The following is a 22,565-nucleotide window of genomic DNA, read 5'->3' on the forward strand; positions in this document are numbered from 1 at the left end:
CGGGGACTATAGGGCGGTGGTCGCGAGGGGCTAGGGGGCGCCTCCGTCCCCCTCGATGTCGCTCACCACCATGGCGTAGGGCGTCCGTTGGCCCTCGACCATGGCGAAGCCCGTGACGATCTTGTGGTCCGGATTGATGATCCCGAGGTCGATGTCCTCGTAGGGAAAGATGACGAAGCGGCGGTCGCCGACGGCCACGACAAGTTCATAACCCTCTTCCGTCCGCGAGCTCATCGCCTTGATGCGGGGATAGTAGGCGTCCTTGCGCCAGGCCAGCGGCTCAGACGGATCGACGACGATGTTCAGCCGGCGACCGTCCTGGTCGGTGAACATGACGAACTTCGCCCGGTTGGGCTTCCAGCTTTCGTCGAGCCGCTCGGAACTGAGCCACAGGCAGGTGAAGTCGCGGCAGGCTTGCGGCCGGTCGGCATAGATGCCGCAACCGCCGACACCCTTGCGGAAGTGGCCGCACCACTGGCCCGGCTCCTTCCTGATCTCGGCGATACCCAGCAGCTTGCAGCACAGGCCGCAGTCACCGCAGCTCTTCCCGCTCTCGCTCACGCCCGCCTCGCCCGTTGATCAGCGGGCGGAGGGTAGCGGGGGGATGTGACGGTTTGATCTCTTCAGATGCTCCCCATCGGGGGAGCTGTCGGCGAAGCCGACTGAGGGGGGCCGCTCGGGTCTCGGGTGACCCCCTCCGGCCCTTCGGGCCACCTCCCCCGATGGGGAGGATCAAGTCTCCGACCACACCCCCAGCTCATTCCCCGAAGGATCGGTGAAGTGAAACCGCCGCCCGCCCGGGAACGGGAAGATCGGCCGGGTGATCACGCCGCCCGCGGCCGTCACCTTGGCCGCCATGGCCTCGATGTCGTGGGCGTACAGCACTACCAGCGGCACGGTCGCGCCGTTCTCGTCGGCGGCATCGCCGTTGAAGCCGCCGTCCACACCCGCGTTGTCCACCGCCACATAGTCGGGACCGTAGTCGACCCAGGTCCAGCCAAAGGCCGCCGAATAGAAGGCCTTCACCGCCGGAATGGCCTTCGCGGGAAATTCCACATAGTCGATCTTGCCGTCTTCGCGCATCGGGCGAACTCCTGATGTTCCGTCTTTGTTCTATATCGCAGGCGTCAGGGCAGAGTCCAGACGCTGGTCTTCTTGACCTCGAAATCCTCAAGCTCGCGCGTGGTGGCGACCTGGTACTCCGCCAGTTTGATCAGGCCCGTCTTCGGGAAATAGGTCCGCCCCGGGTCACCGATCAGCACCGTGGCGCCGGCCGCGCGGGCGGCGGTCAGCCAGGCCATGACCCGCTCGGCCAGCGGCTTTTCGTAACAGATGTCGCCGGCGAGGAACACGTCCGCCGACGGCGGCGGGGCGTCGAGCAGGTCGGCGTCGGTGAAGTCGACCTCGACGTCATTGGCCGCCGCATTCAGGCCGATGGCCGCGCCGCAGTAGCCATCGATGTCGGCCGCCAGCACGCCGGCGGCGCCGGCCCGTTTCGCCGCGATGGCGACGATGCCCGAGCCCGAGGCGAAGTCGACCACGCGCTGGCCCGCCACCACGTGCGGGTTGTCGAGAATGTAGCGCGCCAGCGCCTGTCCCCCCGCCCAGGCGAACGCCCAGAATGGCGGTGGCAGGCCGATCTTCGCCAGGTCTTCTTCGGTCAGCCGCCAGATCGGGGTGATCTCGTCGGCCAGATGCAGCGTCAGCTCCGGCGCATGGGGCGGCGCCTGCAGGCGGGTGTTCTCAAGGATGAAGGCCCGGCGGTCGGTGATCATGGGGGCTTCATAGGCAGGTCTTCCGCGACTAGCCACCGGCGGCCTTGCGGCCCGACACGGACTGTCGTTTCCTGACCGGGTTCCGGAAGGGGTCGGTCATGTCCATTCGTCGCGTCGCCGCCGTAGCGGTCCTGACACTCGTCCTGGGGCCGGCGGGCATGGCGCTGTCGCGGGACGGACCGCCGAGCAGGCCGAGCGCCGGGGTCCCCACCGCGGAGTGGCACGAACCCACCCTCTGCGCGCCTCAGGAGAACGTCGTCTGGTCCTGCCGGACGAAGAAGAAGATCGTCAGCGTCTGCGCCTCGCGGACGATCACCGCCGGCGAAGGCTACATGCAGTACCGGATCGGCAAGCCCGGGGCGCTGGAGATGAGCTACCCGGATGCCCCGACGCATCCTCGCGGCAAGTTCCGCTACACCCTTTACATCCAGGGCAACCAGTCCCTCGAGTTCGACAAGGGCGGCTTTCACTATTCGGTTGTCGAGGACCTGCGGTCGGATGAGGACGGGGTCATCGTGACGAAGAACGACGTCGATGTGGCCAACATCACCTGCAACGGTGGTGGCGGCATCGAGATCGTCCGCCCCGATCTGCTGGGGCTCGCCGACACGCCCTACGGCAACTAGGCGGCCGTGACCGGGGCGACCTTGCTCGACGCCATCTTCAGCACGCTGACATAGCCCGGCGCGGTCAGCATGCGGTCCATCACGCCCTTCTGTTTCAACAGGCGATGCACCTTCGGCAGGTTCCAGCAGGGGACGTGCATGAACATATAGGATTACTGCTACAATTGCTCTAGCATGGCCGCATCATCGGAACTTGCGCCATGATCACAGCCTATCCCTATGTTCGGTTCTCGACAAAGGCCCAAGAACGCGGGACCTCGATTGAGCGACAGCGAAAGGCCATAAAATCGTTATGTGCCTCAAGAGGTTGGGTGATCGCGCCAGAAATATTGGATATTGGGCGGTCGGCGTGGAAGGGACACCACTTACGCGACGCGGCTGGCTTGGGAGGCTTCGTCGCTCGGGTAGACCGAGGAGAAATTGAAGCTGGAAGCGTGCTCGTAGTTGAGAACATCGACCGGCTATCGCGCCTTGAGCCCATCGACGTTTTTCAATGGATGGTCGGCCTCAGCAAGAAAGGTATCGGCATCGCCATCGTCGATGGCGGCCGAGTATTCGACCACGACAGCCTCCGGGGAGAGGAGGCCTTGCTTCGGGTGATGGAGGTCTGGTGGACCAGCGCGAGGGCAAAGGGAGAAAGTGACCGAAAGAGCAAAATCATGCGCCAGGTCTGGCGACGAAAGCACGAGGAAGCGGCGACCCACGGCCGCATACTCGGCACCAATGCGCCGAGATGGCTTCAGGTTCGCCCGGGAAAAACCGGGTTCGATGTCATTGAGCAGCGGGCAGACATCGTCCGCCAAATCTACACTCTATCGGCGGACGGGCTTGGCGTGCGTGGGATCGCCAAATGGCTGAATGGGCAAGGCTCAGCCCCCTGGGGTGCGCCGCGAAGATTGAATGGAGCCAGCGGCTGGAGTCCAACAAGCGTCCTTCGCATATTGGAAGCCTCACAAGTCGAAGGCGACTATGAGCCACGAAGCGTTCAACCGGATCAGCCACAACGGATCGTGGGATATTACCCGCGTATAGTGGAAGCGGAACTAGTCTCGCGAGCCCGAGCATCACTTCGGGCGCGTCAGGGGTTAGCGAACTCCGGCAACAGTCGCCAAACGTTCAATAACCTATTTACAGGGCTCGTGCGGTGCGCCGGCTGCCAAGGCGTCATGGAGTTTCGCAAGCCTAGCAAGGGCAGCACTAATGGTGCTGCTACTAGAAGGGGGTACTTCTCGTGTAGAAACGCGCTGCTTCGAAATGGCTGCGATCGCCGCACTATGTTTCGCTACGGTGAGTTCGAAGATGCCTGCCTAGAAACATTGATACACCTCACCCTGGACGACCGGAGTTTTCGCGAGCCGGACCAAAGGCTGGCAATCGAAAATGAAATTGCGGAGGCCGAAAAGCATATTGGTGACCTCGTGCAGCAGCGCGAACGCGCAATCGACTACATAGTTCGCGCCGATAGCGTCGCGATGGAAGAACGGCTGGCAGCGATCGAGCGCGAAATGGAGGCAACGAAAGCCAAATTTGATCGGCTTTCGCAGCAGCTCGAACAGGAAATAGCGTCCCTCTCACCGAACGAACAACTCGAACGTGTTCGAGAAGTTCGTGAGGCGGCAAATGATCAAAATCCCCAATCCCGACTGACCGCTCGACTTCGGATCCACCGCGCGCTCAAAGAAACAATCGATCTCGTTTCATGCAATGATCGCGATCAGGTCGATGGAGCTCGGTGCGCCACGATCACAGCAATTCTGTCGGGCGGCGCCTTGGCATTTCGCTTCAAGAATGGCGGCGGACTGATAGATGAGGCGGGCGCCCATAAACTGCTGGCGGCAGGCGACCTAACTTACGAATTGAAAGACGGATCATTCGTGACAGCCCCTGTTCTCTCCGTCCGTGACGCGCTGACCGGGGGCGACCCCGACAAGGAAGCCACCCTTGCAATTCTCCTTCGCAGGCAGAAGCGCTGGAGGCGACGAGGCTGCACCTAGCGGACGTGCCAAGGGGATGAATCGCCAACACGGCGGCACCGGCTGAGGATCCCGCTTGCCCGGACACCATCAACCACCGGCTTGCGTAGCTCATAAAACTGACTACACTCATATCTGATCAATGTCAGATACCGGCCGCAGATCGGCCCCTCCGACATTCGACCGCAGGCAACGAGGCATCCCGCGATCAGACGGGACAGGGAGGAAACGATGACGGCGCGCACGGGACAGCAGTACCTGGACGGCTTGAAGGATGACCGGACGGTCTGGCTCGGCAACGAGAAGGTCGATGTCCTGACCCACCCGGCCTTCGCCGGTTCGCTGAAGGGCATGGCGGCCTATTTCGACTGGCAGCACGCGCACGCAGATGAGTGCCTGGTCGAGGACCCCGAGACTGGCAAGCCGATGAGCGCCAGCCTAATCGTGCCGAAGTCGGCGGAAGACCTGCAGCGCCGCCACCGGGCGTTCGACTGTTTCGCCCGCTATTCCAACGGCATGCTCGGCCGCACGCCCGACTATGTGAACGTCACCCTGGCCGGCTTTGTCGCGCGCAGCGATATCTTCAACGCCAAGGGCGACACGACCCATTCCGAACGACTGAAGCGGTTCTATCGCGAGGTGGTCGAGAAGGACCTGTCGCTGACCCACACCATCATCCACCCGGTGGTCGACAAGGGACTGCCGGACACCGAAGGGGTCAACGGCGAGATCGCCTTGCGCGTCGTGCGCCGGACAGAGACCAGCATCATCGTGCGCGGGGCCAAGATCCTCGCCACGCTTGGTCCGTTCGCCGACGAGCTGTTCGTCTATCCGGGCCAGCCGCAGCCGCCCGGGACCGATCCCGCCACCCTGCTGGCCTTCTCCATTCCGATGGGGACCAAGGGCCTGATCACCCTCTGCCGTGACCACTATGGCGTCGCGGGCGCCGCCGGCGATCGGCCGTTCTCCAGCCGGTTCGACGAGCAGGACGCCTTCATGATCTTCGACGATGTCGAGATCCCGCTGGCGCGGGTGTTCATCGACGGCGACATCGATGTCTACAACGGCCTGATGCGGCACGGCTGGGCGGCCAACATCATGCAACAGACCTGCATCCGCGCCGCCGTGAAGCTGGAGTTCGCCTATGAACTCGCCGCCCGCATGGCCAAGGCGACGGGCGCCGACAAGCGGCCCGATACGGCGTCGCTGCTGGGCGAACTGTGGGGCTACGGCTGCCTGACCCGCTCGGCCGTCAAGGCGGCGGAAGCCGACTGCCGCGACTGGGGCAATGGCGCTGTCTTCTGCGACGACAAGCCCCTGCGGGCGCTGCGGGCGCAGATGCCGGGCTGGATGGTCCGGGCCAACGAAATCATCAAGGTCATCGGCTCGCACAACCTGCTGGCCACCGCCTCGCTGGACGCCATCGACAATCCAGAGATCGGCGGGCTGATCAACAAGTACATGCCCGGCGCCGGGGGCATGAGCGCCCGCGAGCGGGCCAAGCTGTTCCGGACGGCCTGGGACTTCGCGGGATCGGCCCTGGGCGCCCGCGCGGAGTTGTATGAACGGTTCTACCTGGCCAGCGCCCCGCGCAACTTCGCCCTGGACCATATGTTCGCCCAGATGGAGCGGCCTTGGACCCAGGCGCCGGAGATGTGGGCCGCCATCGGCGTCGACTGACCGTGGGATCGCGGGCTGACGTCGTCCATCCGGGCGGGGTCGGCCCTCCCTTCAAGACACAGAAAACGGGCGTGGCCGCCTGGCCGCGCCCGTTGCTCTTTGGACGGTTCTGCGGTGTCAGCCGGCGGTGGCGGGTTCCGGCGTGAAGGTGACCGGCAGGCGGGTGATGGCGTTGAACCAGATCGACCGCAGCCACTGGGGCTCCTCGCTGGGCCGCAGGTCGGGCATGCGGGTCACCAGCGCCTTCAGCAGCGCGTGGAGTTCCATGCGGGCAAGGCCCGCGCCGATGCAGACATGGGGGCCGGTGCCGAAGGCGAGATGCTTGCGGGCGTTGGGCCGGGTGATGTCGAACACGTGGGGGTCGGCGAACACCTCCGGGTCCCGGTTCGCCGCCGCGTAGGAGAGGTAAATCTTGTCGCCCTTCCTGACCGGGCGGCCGCCGATCTCCGTGTCGACGGTCGCCGTCCGGCGGAAGTTGGTGGTGGTCGAGCTGAAGCGCAGCACCTCCTCGATGGCGTTTTCCAGATGCGCGTCCACGTCGCTCCGGAGCAGCGCGTATTGCTCGGGATGGGCGTTCATCAGCTGGATGAAGTGAGCCGCTGTGCTGCGCGTGGTCTCATGCCCGGCGACCGCGAAGACGACGAAGAACATGTTGATGTTCATCGGGTTCAGCCCGAGCGTCTGGTCGTGAACCATCAGGCTCATGAGCGAGCCGTCCGGCTCTCGCCGCTTCTGTTCGGCCACGTCCTGGGCCAGGGCGAACAGGTGCAGCGCCGGGTCGACATCATGGGCGCCGTGGGTCTCGACATCGGCCATGGCGTTGCCCAGCTCGACCACCCGCTCGCGCATCGCCTCGGGAATGCCCATCAACTCGCAGAAGGTATAGACGGGCAGCTTCGAGGCGACATCGAAGACGAACTCGCAGCGGCCCTGGCCGGCGATGTCATCGACGATCTGGCCGGCGACCCGCTCAATCTCCGGCGCCAGCGCCTTGAGGGCCTTGGGCGAGAAGGCCGGCGTCAGGAGCCGTTTGACCGGGGCGTGGTCGGCGGGCGCCATGCCCATGAAGTTGGCGCGATGACGCTGCAGTTCTTCCTCATCCAGATCCCAGATGACGAACCCCTCGTCATGGGAGCTGAACCGTTCCTGGTCGCGCGAGACGTCAAACACATCCTGATAGCGGGTCAGGACCCAGAACCCCTTGGTCATCGCCGAGTGGGGAATGTCCGGCGCATAGGACGCCGTGGGCGGGTTCCAGTGCACCGAGTCGGTCTCGCGCCACAGGTCGAACAGGGCGTGCGGCGGCCCCTGCTCCGAAGGGAAGATGTCGGGGTCCAGGATGTTGGCGTCTGCCGGCCAGGATTTCATGGTCTTTGCCTCAGGTGCGCGGCGGAAACTGGCCGAGCGCCACGCGCCAGACTGCCTCGGTGTTGGTTGGCTGGTGACCGACCTGATGGGTCGGCGCCGGCGTCTCCTGGACAGTGTTGCTGAGGCGGCCGATGCCGGTCACCTCAACCTCGACAACGTCGCCGGGCTGCATCGGCCGGGAGTTGGCCGGGGTGCCGGTCAGGACCAAGTCACCGGGCAGGAAGGTGATGTGCCGTGACAGGTCGGCCATGATGTAGGGGATGTCGAAGGTCATCTCGCTGACCGGACCGTCCTGCACGACCTGGCCGTTGATATAGGTCCGCACGGTGGACTCGCGGATGTCGACACCCCGCACGATGCCCGGACCGATCGGGCAGAAGCCGTCCTGCCCCTTCACCCGCAGCATCGAGCCGGCGTCCGTGTCGCGGAAATCCTGGGCGCCGACGTCATTGGCGACCGCGAACCCGGCGAGATAGTCCCAGACCTCGTCCGGGCCGACGTTGCGCATCGGCTTGCCGACGATGGCGGCGATCTCGCCCTCGTAGTTGAGATACTGGCAGTCCGCCGGCCGGTTCAGCTTGCCGCGATGGGCGTTGAGCGTCGTCAGCGGCTTCTGGAAGTAGGTCGGGGTCTTCAGCGGCGGGGCCTGGAACTCGACCCGGCGGGACTCGTAGTTCAGGTGGATGCAGATGATCTTGGTCGGATCGCACGGCGGCAGATAGATGGCCTCCGCCTCCGAGGTGGTGCGGCCGTCGCCGAGGCGCAGAACCTCGCCCTCCGGCCGAACCCAGGTGGGCGTGCCCTCGAACAGGATGCGGCGCCATTCCTCGCGCGGGCCAGTGAGTACGGACATGCTTTTTCTCCAGAAGGCTTGAGGGTCAGGCGGCGACGTGCACGCGCCCGTACTGGCCCGCCAGGTAGGCGAGCGGGGTGTCGTCGCGGCGCTCGAAATGCTCGACCTGGCCGAGGTAGACCTCGTGGTCTCCTGCCCGGGTCACGGTCGCGATGGTGCATTCAAAGACGGCCGAGGCGTTCTCGATGACAGGCGCGCCGCCGAGACCGTCGCGGATCGGCACGCCCTGCAGGCGCCGGTCAAGGGGCCGGGCCAGATCGCCGAGCAGGGACCGCTGGTCTTCGGACAGGATGCTGACCGCGAAGGACGGGGCGGCGGCAAAGACCGGACGGCTGCGCGCCGCCAAGCCGAGGCACCAGAGCACCATCGGCGGCGTCAGCGAGACCGAGGTGAAGGAGTTGATCAGCAACCCCGCCGCCTCACCGTCCGGCGTGCGGGCCGCCACGAAGGCCACGCCCGTCGGAAATCGCCCCAGCGCGTGCCGGTACTCGCGCGCGCGGTCCTCACGGCCTGACAAAGGCCCATCGCGGTCGGTCATGAGGCAGTCCTCCTGCGGTCCCGGGCTCGCGCACGGGCGCGTCTTGCCAATCAGGCCGGGACCATGAAGCCCTTCATGGTCCCCGGGACCGGCGCATGACCGAAGGCGTCGCGCTGGTAGTATTCCGACTGATGCACCGCCGGGCGGCCACCCCAGCCGATCTCGCTCAGGAAGCCTGACGGGTTCTTGAAGTAGAACGAGAACATCTGGTCGTTGGCGTGGCTGCCCGGCTCGATGATGATCGGCAGGCCCGCCTGTTTGACGAGGTCGTGGGCCAGGCCGACGTCGGCCATCTGCTCCACCTCCATCATGATGTGGTTGACCCGCTTCTCACCCGGACCGGCGAAGGCGAAGGTGTGCTGACGCTCGTTGCAGTGCATGAACATCAGCGGGATCGGACCCGGCGCGCCGGGAACGTCCAGCTTGTATTCAATGCCGCCGCGCATCCCGAGGAGACGGTAGAAGGCGTAGTTCTCCTCCAGACTGGCCTTCGTCGACTGCATCACGTGGCCAAGCCCGCCCAGACCCGTCTTGAACGGTCCATGCATGCGGTGGCCCGGATGGAAGGGCTTGTCGAACTGCACCAGCGGACCGTGGAAGATCTCCACGGCGTAGCCGTTGGGATCGGTCAGGGCCATGACCGCGAGCACCCCACGCGCCACCGCTTCGGCTTCGGACAGGACGCTGACCGAAACACCTCCGTCACGCAGCTGAGCGGCCATTTCGATGAACTCGTCCTGGCCGGCGACGCGCAGGCCAGTGACCTTCAGATCGTCGGAACCGTCCTCGATCAGGGTGATCCGGTGATGCCAGTAGTCCATGCGCAGCCAGCAGCGGTCCGGCGCGCCGGTTTCGACGACCTCCAGACCCAGGACATTGGCGGCGAAGCCCTTCCAGGCGGCGAGATCGCTGACGCCGAGGGTCAGGTACCCAAGCTCGGTGACTGAAGCCATGTTACGCCGCCTTTCCTGAGAAGGAGCCCTTGCGGACCGAGATGTTCTTGATGTCGCTGTAGAAATCGAAGCTCCAGGTCCCGCCCTCGCGGCCGATGCCGGAGTTGCGGCTGCCGCCGAAGGGCGCCGCCAGATCACGGATGAAGAAGCAGTTGACCCACAGGGTGCCGGCGACGACCTGGGAAGCGATGCGCATGGCGCGGGCCTCGTTCTGGGTGAACAGCACCCCGGCCAGGCCGTACTTGGTGCCGTTGGCCGCAGCGATCACTTCGTCGTCGGTCTCGAAGGTCTGCCAGGTCAGGACCGGCCCGAAGACCTCCTGCTGGGCGATCTCGGACGCCGGGTCGACGTTGGCGAACAGGGTCGGCTGGAAGTAGAGGTCGCCGAAGTTGGCCGGCGAGCCGCCCCACAGGGCCTCGGCGCCGTCCGCCTTGGCCCGCGCCACAAAGCCCGCGACGCGGTCGAAGTGTTCCCGGGTGATCAGCGGGCCGACGCGGGTGGCCGCGTCGCGCGGGTCGCCCACGACCATGTGGCCGGCGGCGTCACGCACCTTGGCGAGGAACACCTGCTCGATCGACTTCTCGACCAGCACCCTCGTGCCCGCGAGGCAGACCTGGCCGGCGTTCATGTACTGGCCGGCGACGGTCTGGGCGGCGGCGTCGAGATCGGCGTCAGCGCAGACGATGAAGGGCGACTTGCCGCCCAGTTCCGAGCTCATGGCGGTGATCGAGCGGGCGGCGGCCTGACCGATCAGCTTGGCCGTCGCTGTCGAGCCGGTGAAGCTGATGCGGTCGAGATCGGCATTGTTGACGAGGGCGTCGCCGGCGGTCTCGCCGATGCCCTGCAGCACGTTCAGCACCCCGGCGGGAATGCCGGCGGCATGGGCGATGTCGGCCATCAGCGAGCAGGTCATCGGCGCCCACTCCGGCGGCTTGACCACCACCGTGTTGCCAGCGGCGAGCGCCGGGCCGACCTTCCAGGTGGTCAGCATCAGCGGCGCGTTCCACGGCGTCACCAGCGCCGAGACGCCGGACGGGTCGTAGCGGACGTGGTTGACCACCTCGGGGGAGTCGATCACGTGGTCCTGCAGGGTCAACGCCCAGTCGGCGAAGAACTCGATGTTCTGGGCCGCGCGGGGGATCACCCGGTGCGTATTGCCGGCCAGCAGCGAGCCATTGTCCATGGTCTCGACGGCGGCGAGGTCCTTGGCCCGCTCGCGGATGCCATCGGCGAACCGCTTGAGGTAGGGAAGCCGCCCCTCCGGTCCGAGCGCCGCCCAGGCCGGGAAAGCCCGGCGCGCGGCGTCGACCGCCTGATCAGCCTCGGCCTTGCCGCCCGACGCGACGTTCGCCAGGTGTGAGCCATCGACCGGCGACAGGTTCTCAAACCGCTCGGACGAAGAGACGCGGCGTCCGTCGATCCAGTGATCGGTCGAGACCTCTACGCCCGCGACTGTAGCTGTGTTGCTGGCCACTCTTCGTCCTCCCTGGCGCGCAGCTCTGCGGCTGCGTCTTCGCGTCAGGCCGGATCGACACTGACGGTCTTCATTTATGACTACAGTCAGTTTATAGAGGAGTCCGTCGCCGTCAACCCCGCTCGGCACGGCGATGGGAAATGGTCGCGCCGGCCGCATTGACTTTGGACCGGCAAGCCCGAAAGGGTTGGTCAGACGAGCGTGAGCCGGAGGTCGGAAACAGGTGGCTGGACAGCGGAAAGCGCAGAGCGTCATGAGCGACACCCCGGACGCCTCGGCGCCCCGCGTCGGCCGGCGGGAGCGCAACAAGCAGGAGAAGCTGGCGCGGATCGTCGGGGCCGCCCGCCAGCTGTTCCGCGATCGGGGCTTCGCCGAAACGACCACCCAGCAGATCGCCGAGGCCGCCGACATCGGCACCGGCACCCTGTTCCTCTACGCGCGCTCCAAGGAAGACCTGCTTGTTCTGGTGTTCAGCGACGAGATGCTGGAAACGGCTCGCGTCGCGTTCGCCAACGTGGAGCCGGATGCGCCGCTGCTGGACCAGCTGATGCAGGTCTTCTCGTCCATGCTGGCCTACCATGAGCGCGATCCGGACATCGCCCGGCTGCTGCTGAAGGAAGTGATGTTCCCCGATGTCATCGGGCGCAGCGCCAACATCACCGAGCTGCTCGATGTGATTTTCGCCGGTCTCGCCGACCTGGTGGTCAGGGCGCGGTCCGCCGGAAAGTGTCACCAGGAGGCCCCGCCCTTGATGATCGCGGAGAACCTGTTCGCCAACTACTATCTGGATCTGCTCGGTCGCATGGGCGGGCGGACGACGGCGGCGCAGTTCCAGACGCGCCTGCGGCAACACCTGGCGATCACCATCAACGTCCCGGCCTGAGGGTCCGGGCGTACCTGGCCGCCCGATCTATATTGACCCTAGTCATTTATGATGACACTCATTTCATAAGCGCCGCCGCTCGCGAGCGGGCTGTGAACACGGGGAGGATCAGGCTTGTCACTCAAGACCCGCTGGGCGGCCGGCGAAGCAACCCTGGGCGCCTGGTGCATGATGCCCGGCGCGATGTCCGCCGAGGCGCTCGGCAAGGCCGGCTTCGACTGGGTGCTGATCGACATGCAGCACGGCTGCATGGACTACGAGATGGCGCTGTCGATGATCCGCGCCGTCGACCTGAGCGACGCCGTCCCGATCGTCAGGGTCCCCTGGAATGATCCCGGCATCATCGGGCGTGTGCTGGACGCCGGCGCGCTGGGCGTCGTCATCCCGATGATCCAGTCCGCCGCCGACGCCCGCCGCGCGGTCGACGCCTGCCTCTATCCGCCGGCCGGCAGCCGCAGCTTCGGCCCCGTCCGGGTCGGCCTGCGGGATGGACCTGGCTACTTCGCCACCGCCAACGCGCGGGTGGCAGTGATCCCGATGATCGAGACCGCCCAGGCGCTGGAAGAGGTCGAGGAGATCGCCCGCACCCCCGGCGTCGACGCCCTGTTCGTCGGCCCGTTCGACCTGTCGATCGCGCTCGGCCTGCCGCCGGGCGACAATGACGGCGAGCCAGTATTCGACGCGGCCATCGCCCGGGTCGCCGCCGCCGCCAAGGCCGCCGGCGTCGCCACGGCCGTCCTGTCCAACGCGAAGGTCGCGCCGCTGCGGCTGAAGCAGGGCTTCCAGATGGTCTCCGTCGTCACTGACATCAACGCCCTGACCATGGCCGCCCGCGCCGACCTGGACACCGTCCGCCGCGCCACCGCTCCCGGAGAGACCCATGCTTGATCAGGCCACCCGCGCGAAGATCGTCGAGGATCTGATCGGGACCTATGAGACCCGCCAGGGCCTGCCTTTGCTGTCGAAGGGCTATCCCGGCATCGAGGTCGAGGACGCCTACCGCATCCAGGAAGCCTTCGTGGCCCGCCGGGTCGCGGCCGGCGCGCGCATCAAGGGCTACAAGGTGGGCCTGACGTCCAAGGCCATGCAGGAGATGTCCGGCGCGACCGAGCCCGACTTCAGCGCCATGACCGATGACCTGTTCCTGCCGGAGTCCACGCCGCTGCCGATGGCGCGCTTCTTCGATCCGATGGTCGAGATGGAGATCGCCTTCGTGATGAAGGACGCCCTCTCCGGCCCGGGCATCTTGCCGATGGACGTGATCCGGGCCACCGACTTCGTCGTTCCGGCCATCGAGATCGTCGACTTCCGGGTCTCCCGCGCACCGGGCATGAACATCATCGACACCGTCGCCGACCTCGCCGCCTGCGGCGCAGCCGTTCTGGGCGCCAACCCGCGCCGGCTGGACGCGATCGACATCCGCCGCGTGAAGGGCGAGATCCTGCGCAACGGCGTCGTCGAACACACAGGCGAGGCCTCGGCCGTCCTGGGCAATCCGGTCACGGCCGTGGCCTGGTTGGCCAACAAGCTCGGCGAGTTCGGCGTCAGCTTCCAGCCTGGCGACGTGATCCTGACCGGCTCCTTCGTCCGCGCCTTCCCGGTCAAGGCCGGCGACGAAATCCTCTGCCGCTTCGACCAGGGCCTCGGCGATGTGGCGACGTCGTTCGTGTGATCACTACGGTTGCAAGTCAGCTGAAAGTCGATCTCGCACGGCTCCGCTTGCACCTGCGGATGCCTGCAGAAGGGTACACCCTAGCGTCAGCCCGGCCGGGTGAGTGCCTGGGGCTGACATACGGGTTGTCTGGGACTTTCGTCAGTCGGTGGCGGCCGGGTTAGCCTTAACGTCAGCGCCCTGCGCCAGCCGCTTCAGCTCTCTGTGCACAGTCGTCGGCGTCACGCCGATCTTCCTGGCGATGGCCGTCGGCCCCAGCCCTTCGGCCCTCAGCGCGGCGATCTCCGCAGGCTTCACCTTCTTGGGCCGGCCCTTGTAGACGCCCTTGGCCTTCGCCGCGTTGATCCCGGCCTGTTGCCGTTCCCGCAGGAAGCGACGTTCCAGTTCGGCGACCATTCCCAGCACAGTGACTACGATCCGCCCGACATCGCCTGCGGTGGTGATCTCAGGTTCGAGGACGCGGAGACCGGCGCCGCGCTCGTCTAGTTCATGGACGATGTTCAGCACGTCGCGGGTCGAACGACCGAGCCGGTCGAGGCGAACGACTACCAGTTCGTCGCCCTCCCGGATGAACTCCAGAATGGACCGAAGTTCGTCCCGCCCCTCGCGTGACTTGCCACTGACCTTCTCCGCCCTGATCGGCGAACACCCCGCTGCCTCCAGCCGCACGCGCTGGGTCTCAAAGTCCTGGTCGAGCGTGCTGACCCGCGCATAGCCGATTTTCAAAGCGCACCTCCCTGGCTGTTCGGCATCGGCCTAGTGCCAAGGAGGCTTGCGGGCGACCGGAGAAGGCTGGGTGACGGTGAGAAGGTGAAAGCGAGGCACTATCAGGCGAACCGTTCTTCCTCGCGCGTCGGACTGTCCTCATCGTCCGACTGGGAGCTGCCGTGGACGGCCCTGAGCACCTTCCTATGCTGCCGGATATGAGCCAACGGATCCGGGTATCGAAACAGGTCCCTTACGACATCGACTGCACGAACTAGCGCTTCAGGGGCATGGAAGGCGGCCTCCTTTTCGAGATCAAAAATGGCGTTAGCGCTCCGTATGGCGGCCAACTGGCCCTCAAGGTTATGGTTCGTGAGCATGATCCCGGAAAGCTCATCGTAGGCGTTTCCGTTCCGGTAATCCGTGCGGACGCAGAGATCGCCCATGGTCAGTCGGTCTCCGATTTGGCTTCGGAACGGATATGGGGAGGCCTTCCCTATGAGTGCATCGCCGCTCGGCGACGGCGCTGTCGTGACGCTGAAGCGCTTGGTGTTCATCGTGACACCGGCAATCGCCTTGCCATTCTGGGTAAGGATACTCGGCATCGCGGAGTCGAACGTAATCCGGAACGAAGGAAGCTTTAGGTGTGTGCGGACGGCACGCTGAAGCGCGGTAAGGATCACGGCCATGCTGAGCCTAGATGTCCCCAGCACGTGAAGGTGCAGGATCGCTTTTCCGGGAACTGCTGCCAGCGTCCGCCGAGACAAGCATCATCGAGCCGCGCATGGAATTTGCGCAACTGGGCCTCCACCGCACTGACGGTGGTCTGGCGGTTTAAGGCGAGCGTGATGAAGAGGTGGGGGTCGAAGTCGGCGATAACCCGTTGAATGCCATCCCGGAAGTCCTGCGCACCAACGGATACGGCCTTCGGCCGTGTCCGTTGATGCTTCGGCTGCGCCAGGTCCAACCTCCCGGCGACAAGGGCAGCTCTTTCCTCGTCAGTGGGAATGACGGGTTGGGAGCTGCGTCCGTATGACCTGCGGACGGCGTGAGCCGTCGGCGGTGTGGTGCGTAATGTAGTCTGGTGGCTAAGGCCCGCGGTTGGATTGTGCGGCATGTTGGGTCTCCGGCTTCGTTCACATCTATTTATGCCGGACGGTCAGATGGCCCCTTCGGCCAAAGACGCTCACACAGGGGCGCCGCCCCCCTCCCGCGCCTTGTAAAGAGGAACGCCCTGTTCGCCCCTTGCTGAGCGCCGCAGGGGGTCAGTGAATTGCCCGCACGCGTTCTCCACCGGCCAAAGTCGCCGGCACCGTCGCCATAGCGTGCGGGTGAACTTTCTGGTCTGGCGACCACCGCCTTTTCGGTCGCAAGGCTGGAGAGCGGCATTAGAGCGACGACATCGGAAACCAACGAAGGAGTTGCCCATGTCGGTCCTCAAGACCCTGAAACTTGCCGCCCCCGTGAAGCCCGCCGCCGCGCCGGCCAACCCCACCGAACGTGGCCGCGCCAAGCTGCGCAGCTACCTCGCCGACCAGCGCGCGCTGCTCACCGCGACGCTGGAAGGCAAGCCGTTCGCCGCTGTCCGGACGGTCAACCGCAAGGATGAAGCGGGCAACCGCGTCCGCGCCGAAGTTCCCAAGATCGTCCGCCAGGGCTGGTTCGCCGGTGACGGCGGCAAGACCTACTTCCAGCTCCTCTACGGCGCGAAGCCTCTGGAACTGGCCAAGGGCATGACCGCCGTCGAGATCGAGAAGCTGGACGCCCTGCCCGGCGTCATCGACACGCTGGATCAGGCCGTGGTCGCTGGCGAGTTCGACGCCATCGTCGCGGCGGCAGCGAAGGAGCGCGGGGACGCGTTCAAGTCGCGGGAGAAGAAGGGCTAGCCACTGCGCTAGAGCGAGTGCGACGGGCGGCGATGCCGCTCGTCGTCATCTCACCGGAGTAAGAACCGTCATTCGTAAACAGGCCTGCGCCAATGGTCGATACGGCTACCCTAGCGTCAAGGCCACGGATTTGCCAGCAGCTTCCTTCAACACCGCCACGTACCCGCCTCGTTCAATCAGCATCCTTTCGTGAACGCCTTTCCGTTCAAGCAGCCTATGCAGTTTCGGCAAATTGTAGCAGCATACGTGCATGAACATGTGATGTTCGCAGTGATAGTTGACGTAGTAGGGCGCCATCATAAGCCGGGCGACGGGTCCGGCGATCGTGGTGCGGGCATGGCGCAGGGGATCGGGCTGGTCCTTTCCGACCAAGGCGTGTTCGGCGATGTTCCGCAGGCGGGTGATCAGCGGATACCAGGTCGCCATCGGCAGCAGCCACAACACCGGCCAGGCCCACCACAGGCCGACCGCTGACAACAGGATGATCAGCGGGATGTGGAAGACCAGGAACGGCTTCCAGAAGGTCAGCACGCCCTTTAGCGTCTTGCGGAACGGGATGCCCTTCTTGGCGCCGGTCCTGAACGCGTCGAGGCTGGGCTGGATGCGCTGCTTGTAGAAGGTCTGGCCGGTCAGGTCGCGGACCGCCTTGCGCCACAGCGAGTTGCGGGTGATCGGGAACGGTGCGGAGAGGCCCAGATCCGGGTCTTCGTCCTGCTGGGCGAACTTGTGATGCTGCAGGTGATAGTCGCGGTAGCGCCGAAGGTCGCCGTTGGTCGGGGCGCCGCAGAGCCAGTGGCCGACCCAGTCGTTGACCTTCTGGTTCGGGTGCAGGCAGCCGTGGGCCCCGTCGTGCATGAGGATGGCCAGGCCGAGCTGCCGGCCGCCGATGATCATCACCGCCAGGACCAGGGTCAGCGGGTTGGGCCAGACGACGAACATCGCGCCGGCCGCCAGGATGGTCAGCCAGGCGTGGGCGATCATCCAAAGGCCCTTCCAGGACGAGCGAGCGGCCAGCGGCGCCCACTCCTCGTCGGTGAAGAAGTCCTTCGGTTTTACGCGTGCTGCGACGGCCATGGGTCGACTATCTCACTTCGGCGTCGGGATGTGTAGGATGACCAAACGTCACTTTCCGGAGGCTCTTCCATGCGTGTTCGCCTGTTCGCCGTGGTTCTCGCGATCGGCTTCCTCGGCGCCGGAGCGGCCAGCGCCGCCAGCTTCGACTGCAACAAGGCCCGCGCGCCCGACGAGAAGGCCATCTGCGCCGACCGGGCCCTGAACGACCAGGACGTTCGCATGGCCCAGCTCTACGACATCGTCCGCCATCTGGTGCCGATGGGGACGCGCGGCGCGATCATGGACGATCAGGGCGCCTGGCTGCGGCAACGCCATACCTGCGGCGCGGGGCGGGCCTGCATCGCGCGGGCCTACGTGACGCGCATCGGCCAGCTGAACCAGGTGCTCGAGACCCGGGTCTATCCGAACGGTCCATTTTAGGCGTGACCGGAGCCGCGCCCTCTCTGGATCGATCCGTCCGGTCGTTTCTGCTGTTGCTGTTCGGGCTATCGCTGCCGTTCTGGCTCGCCGGCGCGGTCGCGGACCGGTTCCTTCCGGCCTCCATGCCCATCAGCCTGCCGCCCAGCGCCCTGATGGCCTTCATGCCGGTGGTCGCCGCCCTGATCCTGACCGCGAGGCAAACCGGCGCCGCGGGCGTTCGCGCGCTGCTGGCGCGGGCCGTTGATGGCGGGCGCGTCCGCGCGCCTGTCTGGTGGCTGGTCGCCCTGCTGCTGATGCCGGCGGCGATGCTGCTGGAGTACGGGCTGATCCTGTTGCGGGACGGGCCGATCAGCCATCCCGTATTTCCACTAGCGCGCCTGCCGCTGTTCTTCCTGATGTTCCTGGCCGCAGGTCTGGGGGAGGAGCTCGGGTGGCAGGGCTTTCTCTACGAGCGGCTGACCCCGCGCCTGAGCGCCCTTGGCGGCGCCCTGGTGATCGGCGCGATCTGGGTGGTCTGGCATGTCATTCCCATGAGCCAGACCGGCCACGACGCCGCCTGGACTGCATGGCAGCTGGCGGCGATGATTCCCTTGCGCGTCATCACGGTCTGGCTGTTCGCCGCCTCCGGCCGCAGCGTTCTCGTGGCGGCCGTCTTCCACGCGATGACCAACGTTTCGGAGTTCATGTTCCCGAACTACGGGTCGCACTTCGATCCGTTCCTGACCTTTCTGATCCTGGCGGTCATCGCGGTGGTCGTGGTCCTCGGCTGGGGCCCGGCCTCTCTGGCCGGACGTCGGCGTTAGAACATCCCGCCCGGCTTCCAGACGCCGACCGCCAGGGCCACGACGAGAATCACGCCGGCCCAGGTATTGGACTTGAACAGCGCCAGGGCACCGGCCGGATCGGCGACGTCGAGCTTTGACGCCTGCCGCGACAGATGCAGGGCGAACAGCGCCGCGGGCGGCAGGAACAGCGGGCCGAGGCCACCGATCCAGGCGCCGATCAGCACGAGCGCGAATGAAAGCCCATAAAACAGCAGCACGGCCTGCGGCGCCTGGGCGCCCAGGGCCCGGGCCGAGGACTTGACCCCGGCCAGCGCGTCGTCCTCGAGATCCTGCACCGCGTAGATGGTGTCGTAGCCGAGGGTCCAGAAGACGAGCCCGGCGTAGACGAGGACGGCAGGCCAGCCCGGTGCGCCGGCGACGGCCGAAAAACCCATCAGCGCCCCCCAGTTGAACGTCAGGCCCAGCCAGGCCTGCGGCCACCAGGTGATCCGCTTCATGAACGGATAGGCCGATACCAGCGCCAGCGACGCGACGCCCAGGCCGATGGTCCACCAGTTCATCGCCAGCAGGATCAGCAGGCTGACGAGGCAGCAGCTGATGACGAAGGCCCAGGCCTGCTTGACGCTGATCTGGCCCGACGGAATCGGCCGGCCGGCGGTGCGGGCGACCTTCGCGTCGATGTCGCGGTCGACGATGTCGTTGTAGGCGCAGCCGGCCGCCCGCATCAGCGCGGCCCCGAGGAAGAACAGGATCAGCAGCACCAGATCCGGCGCCTTGCCGCGCATGGCGGCGGCGAGCGCCAGACCCATCCAGCCCGGCAGCATCAGCAGCCAGATGCCGGTCGGCCGGTCAAACCGCCCCAGCTTCAGCCACGGCCGCAGCGCGGGCGGCGCGTGCCGGTCCACCCAGTTGGTCGGCGCGGCGTCGGGGAGGATGGAGGTCATGGCGTGTTGGTGGCGGAAAGCGGCGCAACCCGCAATAGTCGCCGCCATGGAGAGCCCGCTGCCCAACCGCCGCCCGGGCCGCGCTCGACGCCCTGGGCGCGACGCTGGTCGCCGTGGGAGCGGTGCGCATCGTTGCTCGGCCTGTCGGATACCCGCAATACGCGAACCTCTTTGCAATCTGAACGTGAAGCCACAGGCTAGGCTGGGGCGTGACCGCCGGGGGGCATCGAATTGGATACAAGCGTCGAACAGGTGCGCGCGCCCGCATTTGTGACCAACGAGTCCAAGGCCAAGAAAAGCCAACGGACAAAGCACCCCGAAGATCGGCGCCCGGTTCGCGCCGTCATGCAGGGTGTGGTCATCTTCATGTGCGTGAGCGCGGCGACCATCGCCCTCCTGCTAACCGTTGGAATTGTCTTCGTTTGGCGAAACCCAAACATCTTGCCAGGGCATTGGTTCACCGACCCAGGGCTGATCGAGAACATGCTCGCAGGGGCGGTGTTCTTCTGGCTCGAACTGCTCGGAATCGTCGCCGGCGCGCGGCTTCTCTCAGAGCTGAGCGACTGGTTTGACCAACGCTATCTCTACAAGAAGCAGCTGTCGGAATTTCACGAGCGCCTCGCCAATCTGATTATCAAGATCGACGACGCCCGTTTCGACTTCGCCGTCAAACTTGATAAACATCGGACGCCGAAGGGCTTCTACGACACGCCGCTACACGAAATCGAAGTCTGTCTGAAGTTCTTTCGTGACAGGTTCCACGTGAAGGAACTGTCCAATCCCGAACTGACCTCAAGGGCGCGAGAGGTGCTGATCGAGGTATACGACGAGCTTGAGCGTATGACTGAGCAAGTCTACTGGGCGGTAGACCAATGCATCGATGCGATGCGGCGAAAGGATGCCAGCGGGCTCGATAGCGCTCTCACCCGGCTCTTCGCCGAATGCGACGTTGCACGGGAGCCCGGTCTCCTCACGATCTATGATAAACTCTACGACCTTCGAGGCTTATCCCGTCCGACCTGACCGGTTGTGGCGTTGGCGTCGCTGGTCGGGAAATTCCAACTGCACCTCTCCCGCCGATCTCCGTTCAGGACTAAGACCGTCCCACAGGTCTTTCCATGAGCGAGCAATACGAAGACGAGGCGGTCACCCGGGGACGGGTGCTGTCCAACGGCCAGGTCATGGCCTTCATCGCCGGCTTCTGGCTGCGGCGGCGATGGCTGCTGCTCGGCTCCGTGGGGGGCATGCTGGCGGCGATGGGCTGTGAGCTGGCGTTGCCCTGGGCGGCGCGAGGTCTGGTCAACGCCGTCACGCCACCGGCCTCGCCGTCCCGCACCGTGTGGGTCGCCTGGGCCCTGTTCGTCGGCGCCTTCCTTGGTTTTTCGCTCCTGCGCAACGTCGCCTTCCGCATGTGGAATCCGCTGGCCGCGCGGAACATGGAGGAGATGACCAACGAGGGGTTCCAGCGCGTGCAGTCCTTCTCGGCCGACTGGCATGCCGACACCTTCGCCGGCGCCACGGTGCGACGCCTCTCGCGCGCCATGTGGGGCTATGACGGAGTCTCCGACGCCGTGGTGCTGTGGCTGGCCCCGGCCCTGCTGCTGCTGGTCGGCCAGTCGGTGCTGATCGCGCTGCAGTGGCCGCTGATCGGGGCAACCGCCCTTTTCGTGATCTTCAGCTTCCTGTGGCTGAACCTCTGGATGGTGAAGGTCTACGTCCGGCCGGCCAATCTGCGCTCCAACGCCCTGGACTCCCGCATAGGCGGCGCACTGGCCGACGCGCTCGGCTCCAATCCGACGGTGAAGAGCTTCGGCGCTGAAGCGCGGGAGGAGGCGCGGTTCGCCGAGCTGACCGCGGAATGGCGCGCCGCGGTGCAGGTGACCTGGGGACGGTTCATGGACATCTGGCTGACCCAGAACCTGCTGACCATGCTCCTGCAGGCGGTAATGACCGGCACGCTGGTCTGGCTGTGGACGAAGGGTCGGGCCAGCCCCGGCGACATCGCCTTCGGCATCACCACCTTCATGCAGATGAACGGCTATCTGCGGAACATCGGCGAGAACGTGCGCATGTTCCAGAAGGGGGTCGATGACGTCGAGGACGTCGCCAACTACGCGCGAATGGCTCCCCAAGTGGCCGACCCTGTCGAGCCGGAGGTCTTCAAGGGCGCCGAGGGCGAGATCGTCTTCGACGCTGTGACATTCCGCTACAAGAGCGCGGACACGCCGCTGTACGACGCCTTCTCGCTGCGGATCGCCCCGGGCGAGCGAGTGGCGCTGGTCGGGCCAACGGGCGCCGGCAAGTCGACGTTCGTCAAGCTGATCCAGCGGCTCTACGCCCTGAACGCCGGGGCCATCCGCATCGACGGCCAGGATATCGCGGCCGTCGCCCAGGGCGCGCTGCGGCGGGCCATCGCCGTGGTGCCGCAAGACCCTGCCCTGTTCCACCGCACCATCGCCGAGAACATCGGCTACGCCCGGCCCGACGCGACGCTGGACGAGATCCGCCTGGCGGCGAAACGCGCGCGAGCGGACGAATTCATATCGAAGCTGCCGAAGGGCTACGACACCCTGGTCGGCGAGCGCGGCGTCAAGCTGAGCGGCGGCGAGCGCCAGCGTGTGGCCATCGCCCGGGCCTTCCTGGCCGACGCGCCGATCCTGGTGTTCGACGAGGCGACCAGCTCGCTGGACGTCGAGACCGAACTGTCGGTCCAGGCGGCGATGGAAGAACTGATGGCCGGCCGGACGACGATCGTGATCGCCCACCGCCTGTCGACCATTCGCCATGCCGACCGCATCCTGGTGTTCGACCGGGGCCGGATCGTCGAGGAAGGAAAGCACGCCGAGCTGAAAGCGCGCGGCGGGGCCTATGCGCGGCTGGCGGCGGTGGCCGAGGGGACGGCTTGATCGCTTTCCTCTCCCGGAGGGAGAGGGGGACCATGCGGAGCATGGTGGAG

At 65.9% G+C, this 22,565-nt stretch carries 25 protein-coding genes; 11 read left to right on the forward strand and 14 right to left on the reverse strand.

Annotation, left to right across the window (positions count from 1 at the left end; all coding sequences use genetic code 11):
* Positions 1–30: 30 nt before the first annotated feature.
* From ACODSL_RS07505 to ACODSL_RS07515, 3 genes are all read right to left on the reverse strand, one after another.
* Positions 31–561 (reverse strand): YkgJ family cysteine cluster protein, encoded by a 531-nt coding sequence (locus ACODSL_RS07505; RefSeq protein ID WP_488900040.1) that lies wholly within the window; start codon positions 559–561, stop codon positions 31–33.
* Between the two features lie 171 nt (positions 562–732).
* Positions 733–1,083: a VOC family protein gene (locus tag ACODSL_RS07510; protein WP_488900041.1), complete on the reverse strand. Its 351-nt coding sequence runs from the start codon at positions 1,081–1,083 to the stop codon at positions 733–735.
* A 44-nt stretch (positions 1,084–1,127) separates the two neighbouring features.
* Entirely contained in the window at positions 1,128–1,775 is a 648-nt protein-coding gene (locus ACODSL_RS07515) for a class I SAM-dependent methyltransferase (RefSeq protein ID WP_488900042.1), read from the reverse strand.
* Between the two features lie 98 nt (positions 1,776–1,873).
* On the opposite strand from ACODSL_RS07515, the gene ACODSL_RS07520 reads away from it, so the two are divergent.
* The gene (locus tag ACODSL_RS07520) at positions 1,874–2,401 is read left to right on the forward strand and encodes a hypothetical protein (RefSeq protein WP_488900043.1); all 528 of its coding nucleotides are present in this window, start codon (positions 1,874–1,876) and stop codon (positions 2,399–2,401) included.
* Here ACODSL_RS07520 and ACODSL_RS07525 read toward each other — a convergent pair.
* Positions 2,398–2,547, reverse strand: a complete 150-nt coding sequence (locus tag ACODSL_RS07525; protein ID WP_488900044.1) for a hypothetical protein — start codon at positions 2,545–2,547, stop codon at positions 2,398–2,400. The genes ACODSL_RS07520 and ACODSL_RS07525 overlap by 4 nt on opposite strands.
* A gap of 54 nt (positions 2,548–2,601) precedes the next feature.
* On the opposite strand from ACODSL_RS07525, the gene ACODSL_RS07530 reads away from it, so the two are divergent.
* Both ACODSL_RS07530 and ACODSL_RS07535 read left to right on the forward strand, forming a co-directional pair.
* Positions 2,602–4,395 (forward strand): recombinase family protein, encoded by a 1,794-nt coding sequence (locus tag ACODSL_RS07530; RefSeq protein WP_488900045.1) that lies wholly within the window; start codon positions 2,602–2,604, stop codon positions 4,393–4,395.
* 210 nt (positions 4,396–4,605) lie between these two features.
* On the forward strand, positions 4,606–6,054 hold the full coding sequence (locus ACODSL_RS07535; protein WP_488900046.1) for a 4-hydroxyphenylacetate 3-hydroxylase N-terminal domain-containing protein: 1,449 nt from the start codon (positions 4,606–4,608) through the stop codon (positions 6,052–6,054).
* 117 nt (positions 6,055–6,171) lie between these two features.
* On the opposite strand, the gene ACODSL_RS07540 is transcribed toward ACODSL_RS07535, so the two are convergent.
* Genes ACODSL_RS07540 through ACODSL_RS07560 form a run of 5 tightly spaced genes read right to left on the reverse strand, consistent with a single transcriptional unit; the run spans position 6,172 to position 11,240 of the window.
* Positions 6,172–7,422 carry a cytochrome P450 gene (locus ACODSL_RS07540; protein WP_488900047.1) on the reverse strand — a complete coding sequence of 417 codons (1,251 nt, stop codon included), beginning with the start codon at positions 7,420–7,422 and terminating at the stop codon, positions 6,172–6,174.
* Between the two features lie 10 nt (positions 7,423–7,432).
* Positions 7,433–8,275 carry a fumarylacetoacetate hydrolase family protein gene (locus tag ACODSL_RS07545; protein WP_488900048.1) on the reverse strand — a complete coding sequence of 281 codons (843 nt, stop codon included), beginning with the start codon at positions 8,273–8,275 and terminating at the stop codon, positions 7,433–7,435.
* 25 nt (positions 8,276–8,300) lie between these two features.
* Complete coding sequence (locus ACODSL_RS07550) at positions 8,301–8,813, reverse strand: flavin reductase family protein (protein ID WP_488900049.1); 513 nt, start codon at positions 8,811–8,813, stop codon at positions 8,301–8,303.
* Positions 8,814–8,863: 50 nt separating this feature from the next.
* On the reverse strand, positions 8,864–9,766 hold the full coding sequence (locus ACODSL_RS07555; RefSeq protein ID WP_488900050.1) for a VOC family protein: 903 nt from the start codon (positions 9,764–9,766) through the stop codon (positions 8,864–8,866).
* Between the two features lies 1 nt (position 9,767).
* Positions 9,768–11,240 (reverse strand): aldehyde dehydrogenase, encoded by a 1,473-nt coding sequence (locus ACODSL_RS07560; RefSeq protein WP_488900051.1) that lies wholly within the window; start codon positions 11,238–11,240, stop codon positions 9,768–9,770.
* Between the two features lie 253 nt (positions 11,241–11,493).
* Between ACODSL_RS07560 and ACODSL_RS07565 the strand changes: the two genes are divergently transcribed.
* The 3 genes from ACODSL_RS07565 to ACODSL_RS07575 all read left to right on the forward strand — a co-directional run bounded on the left by ACODSL_RS07565 (position 11,494) and on the right by ACODSL_RS07575 (position 13,795).
* Entirely contained in the window at positions 11,494–12,123 is a 630-nt protein-coding gene (locus ACODSL_RS07565; protein ID WP_488900052.1) for a TetR/AcrR family transcriptional regulator, read from the forward strand.
* 114 nt (positions 12,124–12,237) lie between these two features.
* Complete coding sequence (locus ACODSL_RS07570) at positions 12,238–13,011, forward strand: HpcH/HpaI aldolase family protein (RefSeq protein WP_488900053.1); 774 nt, start codon at positions 12,238–12,240, stop codon at positions 13,009–13,011.
* Positions 13,004–13,795, forward strand: a complete 792-nt coding sequence (locus tag ACODSL_RS07575) for a 2-keto-4-pentenoate hydratase (RefSeq protein ID WP_488900054.1) — start codon at positions 13,004–13,006, stop codon at positions 13,793–13,795. Before ACODSL_RS07570 ends, ACODSL_RS07575 begins: the two co-directional genes overlap by 8 nt.
* Positions 13,796–13,936: 141 nt before the next feature.
* Here ACODSL_RS07575 and ACODSL_RS07580 read toward each other — a convergent pair whose 3' ends face one another.
* The 3 genes from ACODSL_RS07580 to ACODSL_RS07590 all read right to left on the reverse strand — a co-directional run bounded on the left by ACODSL_RS07580 (position 13,937) and on the right by ACODSL_RS07590 (position 15,467).
* Complete coding sequence (locus ACODSL_RS07580) at positions 13,937–14,521, reverse strand: recombinase family protein (RefSeq protein WP_488900055.1); 585 nt, start codon at positions 14,519–14,521, stop codon at positions 13,937–13,939.
* A 101-nt stretch (positions 14,522–14,622) separates the two neighbouring features.
* Entirely contained in the window at positions 14,623–15,189 is a 567-nt protein-coding gene (locus ACODSL_RS07585) for a hypothetical protein (protein WP_488900056.1), read from the reverse strand.
* The gene (locus ACODSL_RS07590; protein ID WP_488900057.1) at positions 15,180–15,467 is read right to left on the reverse strand and encodes a hypothetical protein; all 288 of its coding nucleotides are present in this window, start codon (positions 15,465–15,467) and stop codon (positions 15,180–15,182) included. The genes ACODSL_RS07585 and ACODSL_RS07590 overlap by 10 nt, the downstream gene beginning before the upstream one ends.
* Positions 15,468–15,927: 460 nt before the next feature.
* Between ACODSL_RS07590 and ACODSL_RS07595 the strand changes: the two genes are divergently transcribed.
* Positions 15,928–16,386, forward strand: coding sequence for a hypothetical protein (locus ACODSL_RS07595; protein WP_488900058.1), 459 nt, complete (start codon positions 15,928–15,930; stop codon positions 16,384–16,386).
* A 105-nt stretch (positions 16,387–16,491) separates the two neighbouring features.
* Here ACODSL_RS07595 and ACODSL_RS07600 read toward each other — a convergent pair whose 3' ends face one another.
* A complete protein-coding gene (locus ACODSL_RS07600; RefSeq protein ID WP_488900059.1) occupies positions 16,492–17,460 on the reverse strand; it encodes a fatty acid desaturase family protein in 969 nt (322 codons plus the stop codon).
* A 69-nt stretch (positions 17,461–17,529) separates the two neighbouring features.
* On the opposite strand from ACODSL_RS07600, the gene ACODSL_RS07605 reads away from it, so the two are divergent.
* Both ACODSL_RS07605 and ACODSL_RS07610 read left to right on the forward strand, forming a co-directional pair.
* On the forward strand, positions 17,530–17,880 hold the full coding sequence (locus ACODSL_RS07605; RefSeq protein ID WP_488900060.1) for a lysozyme inhibitor LprI family protein: 351 nt from the start codon (positions 17,530–17,532) through the stop codon (positions 17,878–17,880).
* Positions 17,881–17,882: 2 nt separating this feature from the next.
* On the forward strand, positions 17,883–18,683 hold the full coding sequence (locus ACODSL_RS07610) for a CPBP family intramembrane glutamic endopeptidase (protein ID WP_488900061.1): 801 nt from the start codon (positions 17,883–17,885) through the stop codon (positions 18,681–18,683).
* Here the strand turns inward: ACODSL_RS07610 and ubiA are convergent.
* Positions 18,680–19,609: a 4-hydroxybenzoate octaprenyltransferase gene (ubiA, locus tag ACODSL_RS07615; RefSeq protein WP_488900062.1), complete on the reverse strand. Its 930-nt coding sequence runs from the start codon at positions 19,607–19,609 to the stop codon at positions 18,680–18,682. The two genes, ACODSL_RS07610 and ubiA, sit on opposite strands and share 4 nt — an antisense overlap.
* Before the next feature lie 231 nt (positions 19,610–19,840).
* On the opposite strand from ubiA, the gene ACODSL_RS07620 reads away from it, so the two are divergent.
* Complete coding sequence (locus tag ACODSL_RS07620) at positions 19,841–20,632, forward strand: hypothetical protein (protein WP_488900063.1); 792 nt, start codon at positions 19,841–19,843, stop codon at positions 20,630–20,632.
* A gap of 95 nt (positions 20,633–20,727) precedes the next feature.
* Positions 20,728–22,515 (forward strand): ABC transporter ATP-binding protein, encoded by a 1,788-nt coding sequence (locus ACODSL_RS07625; RefSeq protein ID WP_488900064.1) that lies wholly within the window; start codon positions 20,728–20,730, stop codon positions 22,513–22,515.
* Positions 22,516–22,565 lie beyond the last annotated feature (50 nt).

The organism is Caulobacter sp. FG121 (assembly GCF_057809815.1).

Coding starts and splice junctions, on each gene's coding strand:
- ACODSL_RS07565 (WP_488900052.1), top strand. CDS start 11,494: ATGAGCGACACCCCGGACGCCTCGGCGCCCCGCGTCGGCCGGCGGGAG.
- ACODSL_RS07510 (WP_488900041.1), bottom strand. CDS start 1,083: ATGCGCGAAGACGGCAAGATCGACTATGTGGAATTTCCCGCGAAGGCC.
- ACODSL_RS07525 (WP_488900044.1), bottom strand. CDS start 2,547: ATGTTCATGCACGTCCCCTGCTGGAACCTGCCGAAGGTGCATCGCCTG.
- ACODSL_RS07550 (WP_488900049.1), bottom strand. CDS start 8,813: ATGACCGACCGCGATGGGCCTTTGTCAGGCCGTGAGGACCGCGCGCGC.
- ubiA (WP_488900062.1), bottom strand. CDS start 19,609: ATGACCTCCATCCTCCCCGACGCCGCGCCGACCAACTGGGTGGACCGG.
- ACODSL_RS07520 (WP_488900043.1), top strand. CDS start 1,874: ATGTCCATTCGTCGCGTCGCCGCCGTAGCGGTCCTGACACTCGTCCTG.
- ACODSL_RS07555 (WP_488900050.1), bottom strand. CDS start 9,766: ATGGCTTCAGTCACCGAGCTTGGGTACCTGACCCTCGGCGTCAGCGAT.
- ACODSL_RS07535 (WP_488900046.1), top strand. CDS start 4,606: ATGACGGCGCGCACGGGACAGCAGTACCTGGACGGCTTGAAGGATGAC.
- ACODSL_RS07545 (WP_488900048.1), bottom strand. CDS start 8,275: ATGTCCGTACTCACTGGCCCGCGCGAGGAATGGCGCCGCATCCTGTTC.
- ACODSL_RS07515 (WP_488900042.1), bottom strand. CDS start 1,775: ATGATCACCGACCGCCGGGCCTTCATCCTTGAGAACACCCGCCTGCAG.
- ACODSL_RS07540 (WP_488900047.1), bottom strand. CDS start 7,422: ATGAAATCCTGGCCGGCAGACGCCAACATCCTGGACCCCGACATCTTC.
- ACODSL_RS07625 (WP_488900064.1), top strand. CDS start 20,728: ATGAGCGAGCAATACGAAGACGAGGCGGTCACCCGGGGACGGGTGCTG.
- ACODSL_RS07600 (WP_488900059.1), bottom strand. CDS start 17,460: ATGGCCGTCGCAGCACGCGTAAAACCGAAGGACTTCTTCACCGACGAG.
- ACODSL_RS07530 (WP_488900045.1), top strand. CDS start 2,602: ATGATCACAGCCTATCCCTATGTTCGGTTCTCGACAAAGGCCCAAGAA.
- ACODSL_RS07595 (WP_488900058.1), top strand. CDS start 15,928: ATGTCGGTCCTCAAGACCCTGAAACTTGCCGCCCCCGTGAAGCCCGCC.
- ACODSL_RS07605 (WP_488900060.1), top strand. CDS start 17,530: ATGCGTGTTCGCCTGTTCGCCGTGGTTCTCGCGATCGGCTTCCTCGGC.
- ACODSL_RS07585 (WP_488900056.1), bottom strand. CDS start 15,189: ATGGCCGTGATCCTTACCGCGCTTCAGCGTGCCGTCCGCACACACCTA.
- ACODSL_RS07575 (WP_488900054.1), top strand. CDS start 13,004: ATGCTTGATCAGGCCACCCGCGCGAAGATCGTCGAGGATCTGATCGGG.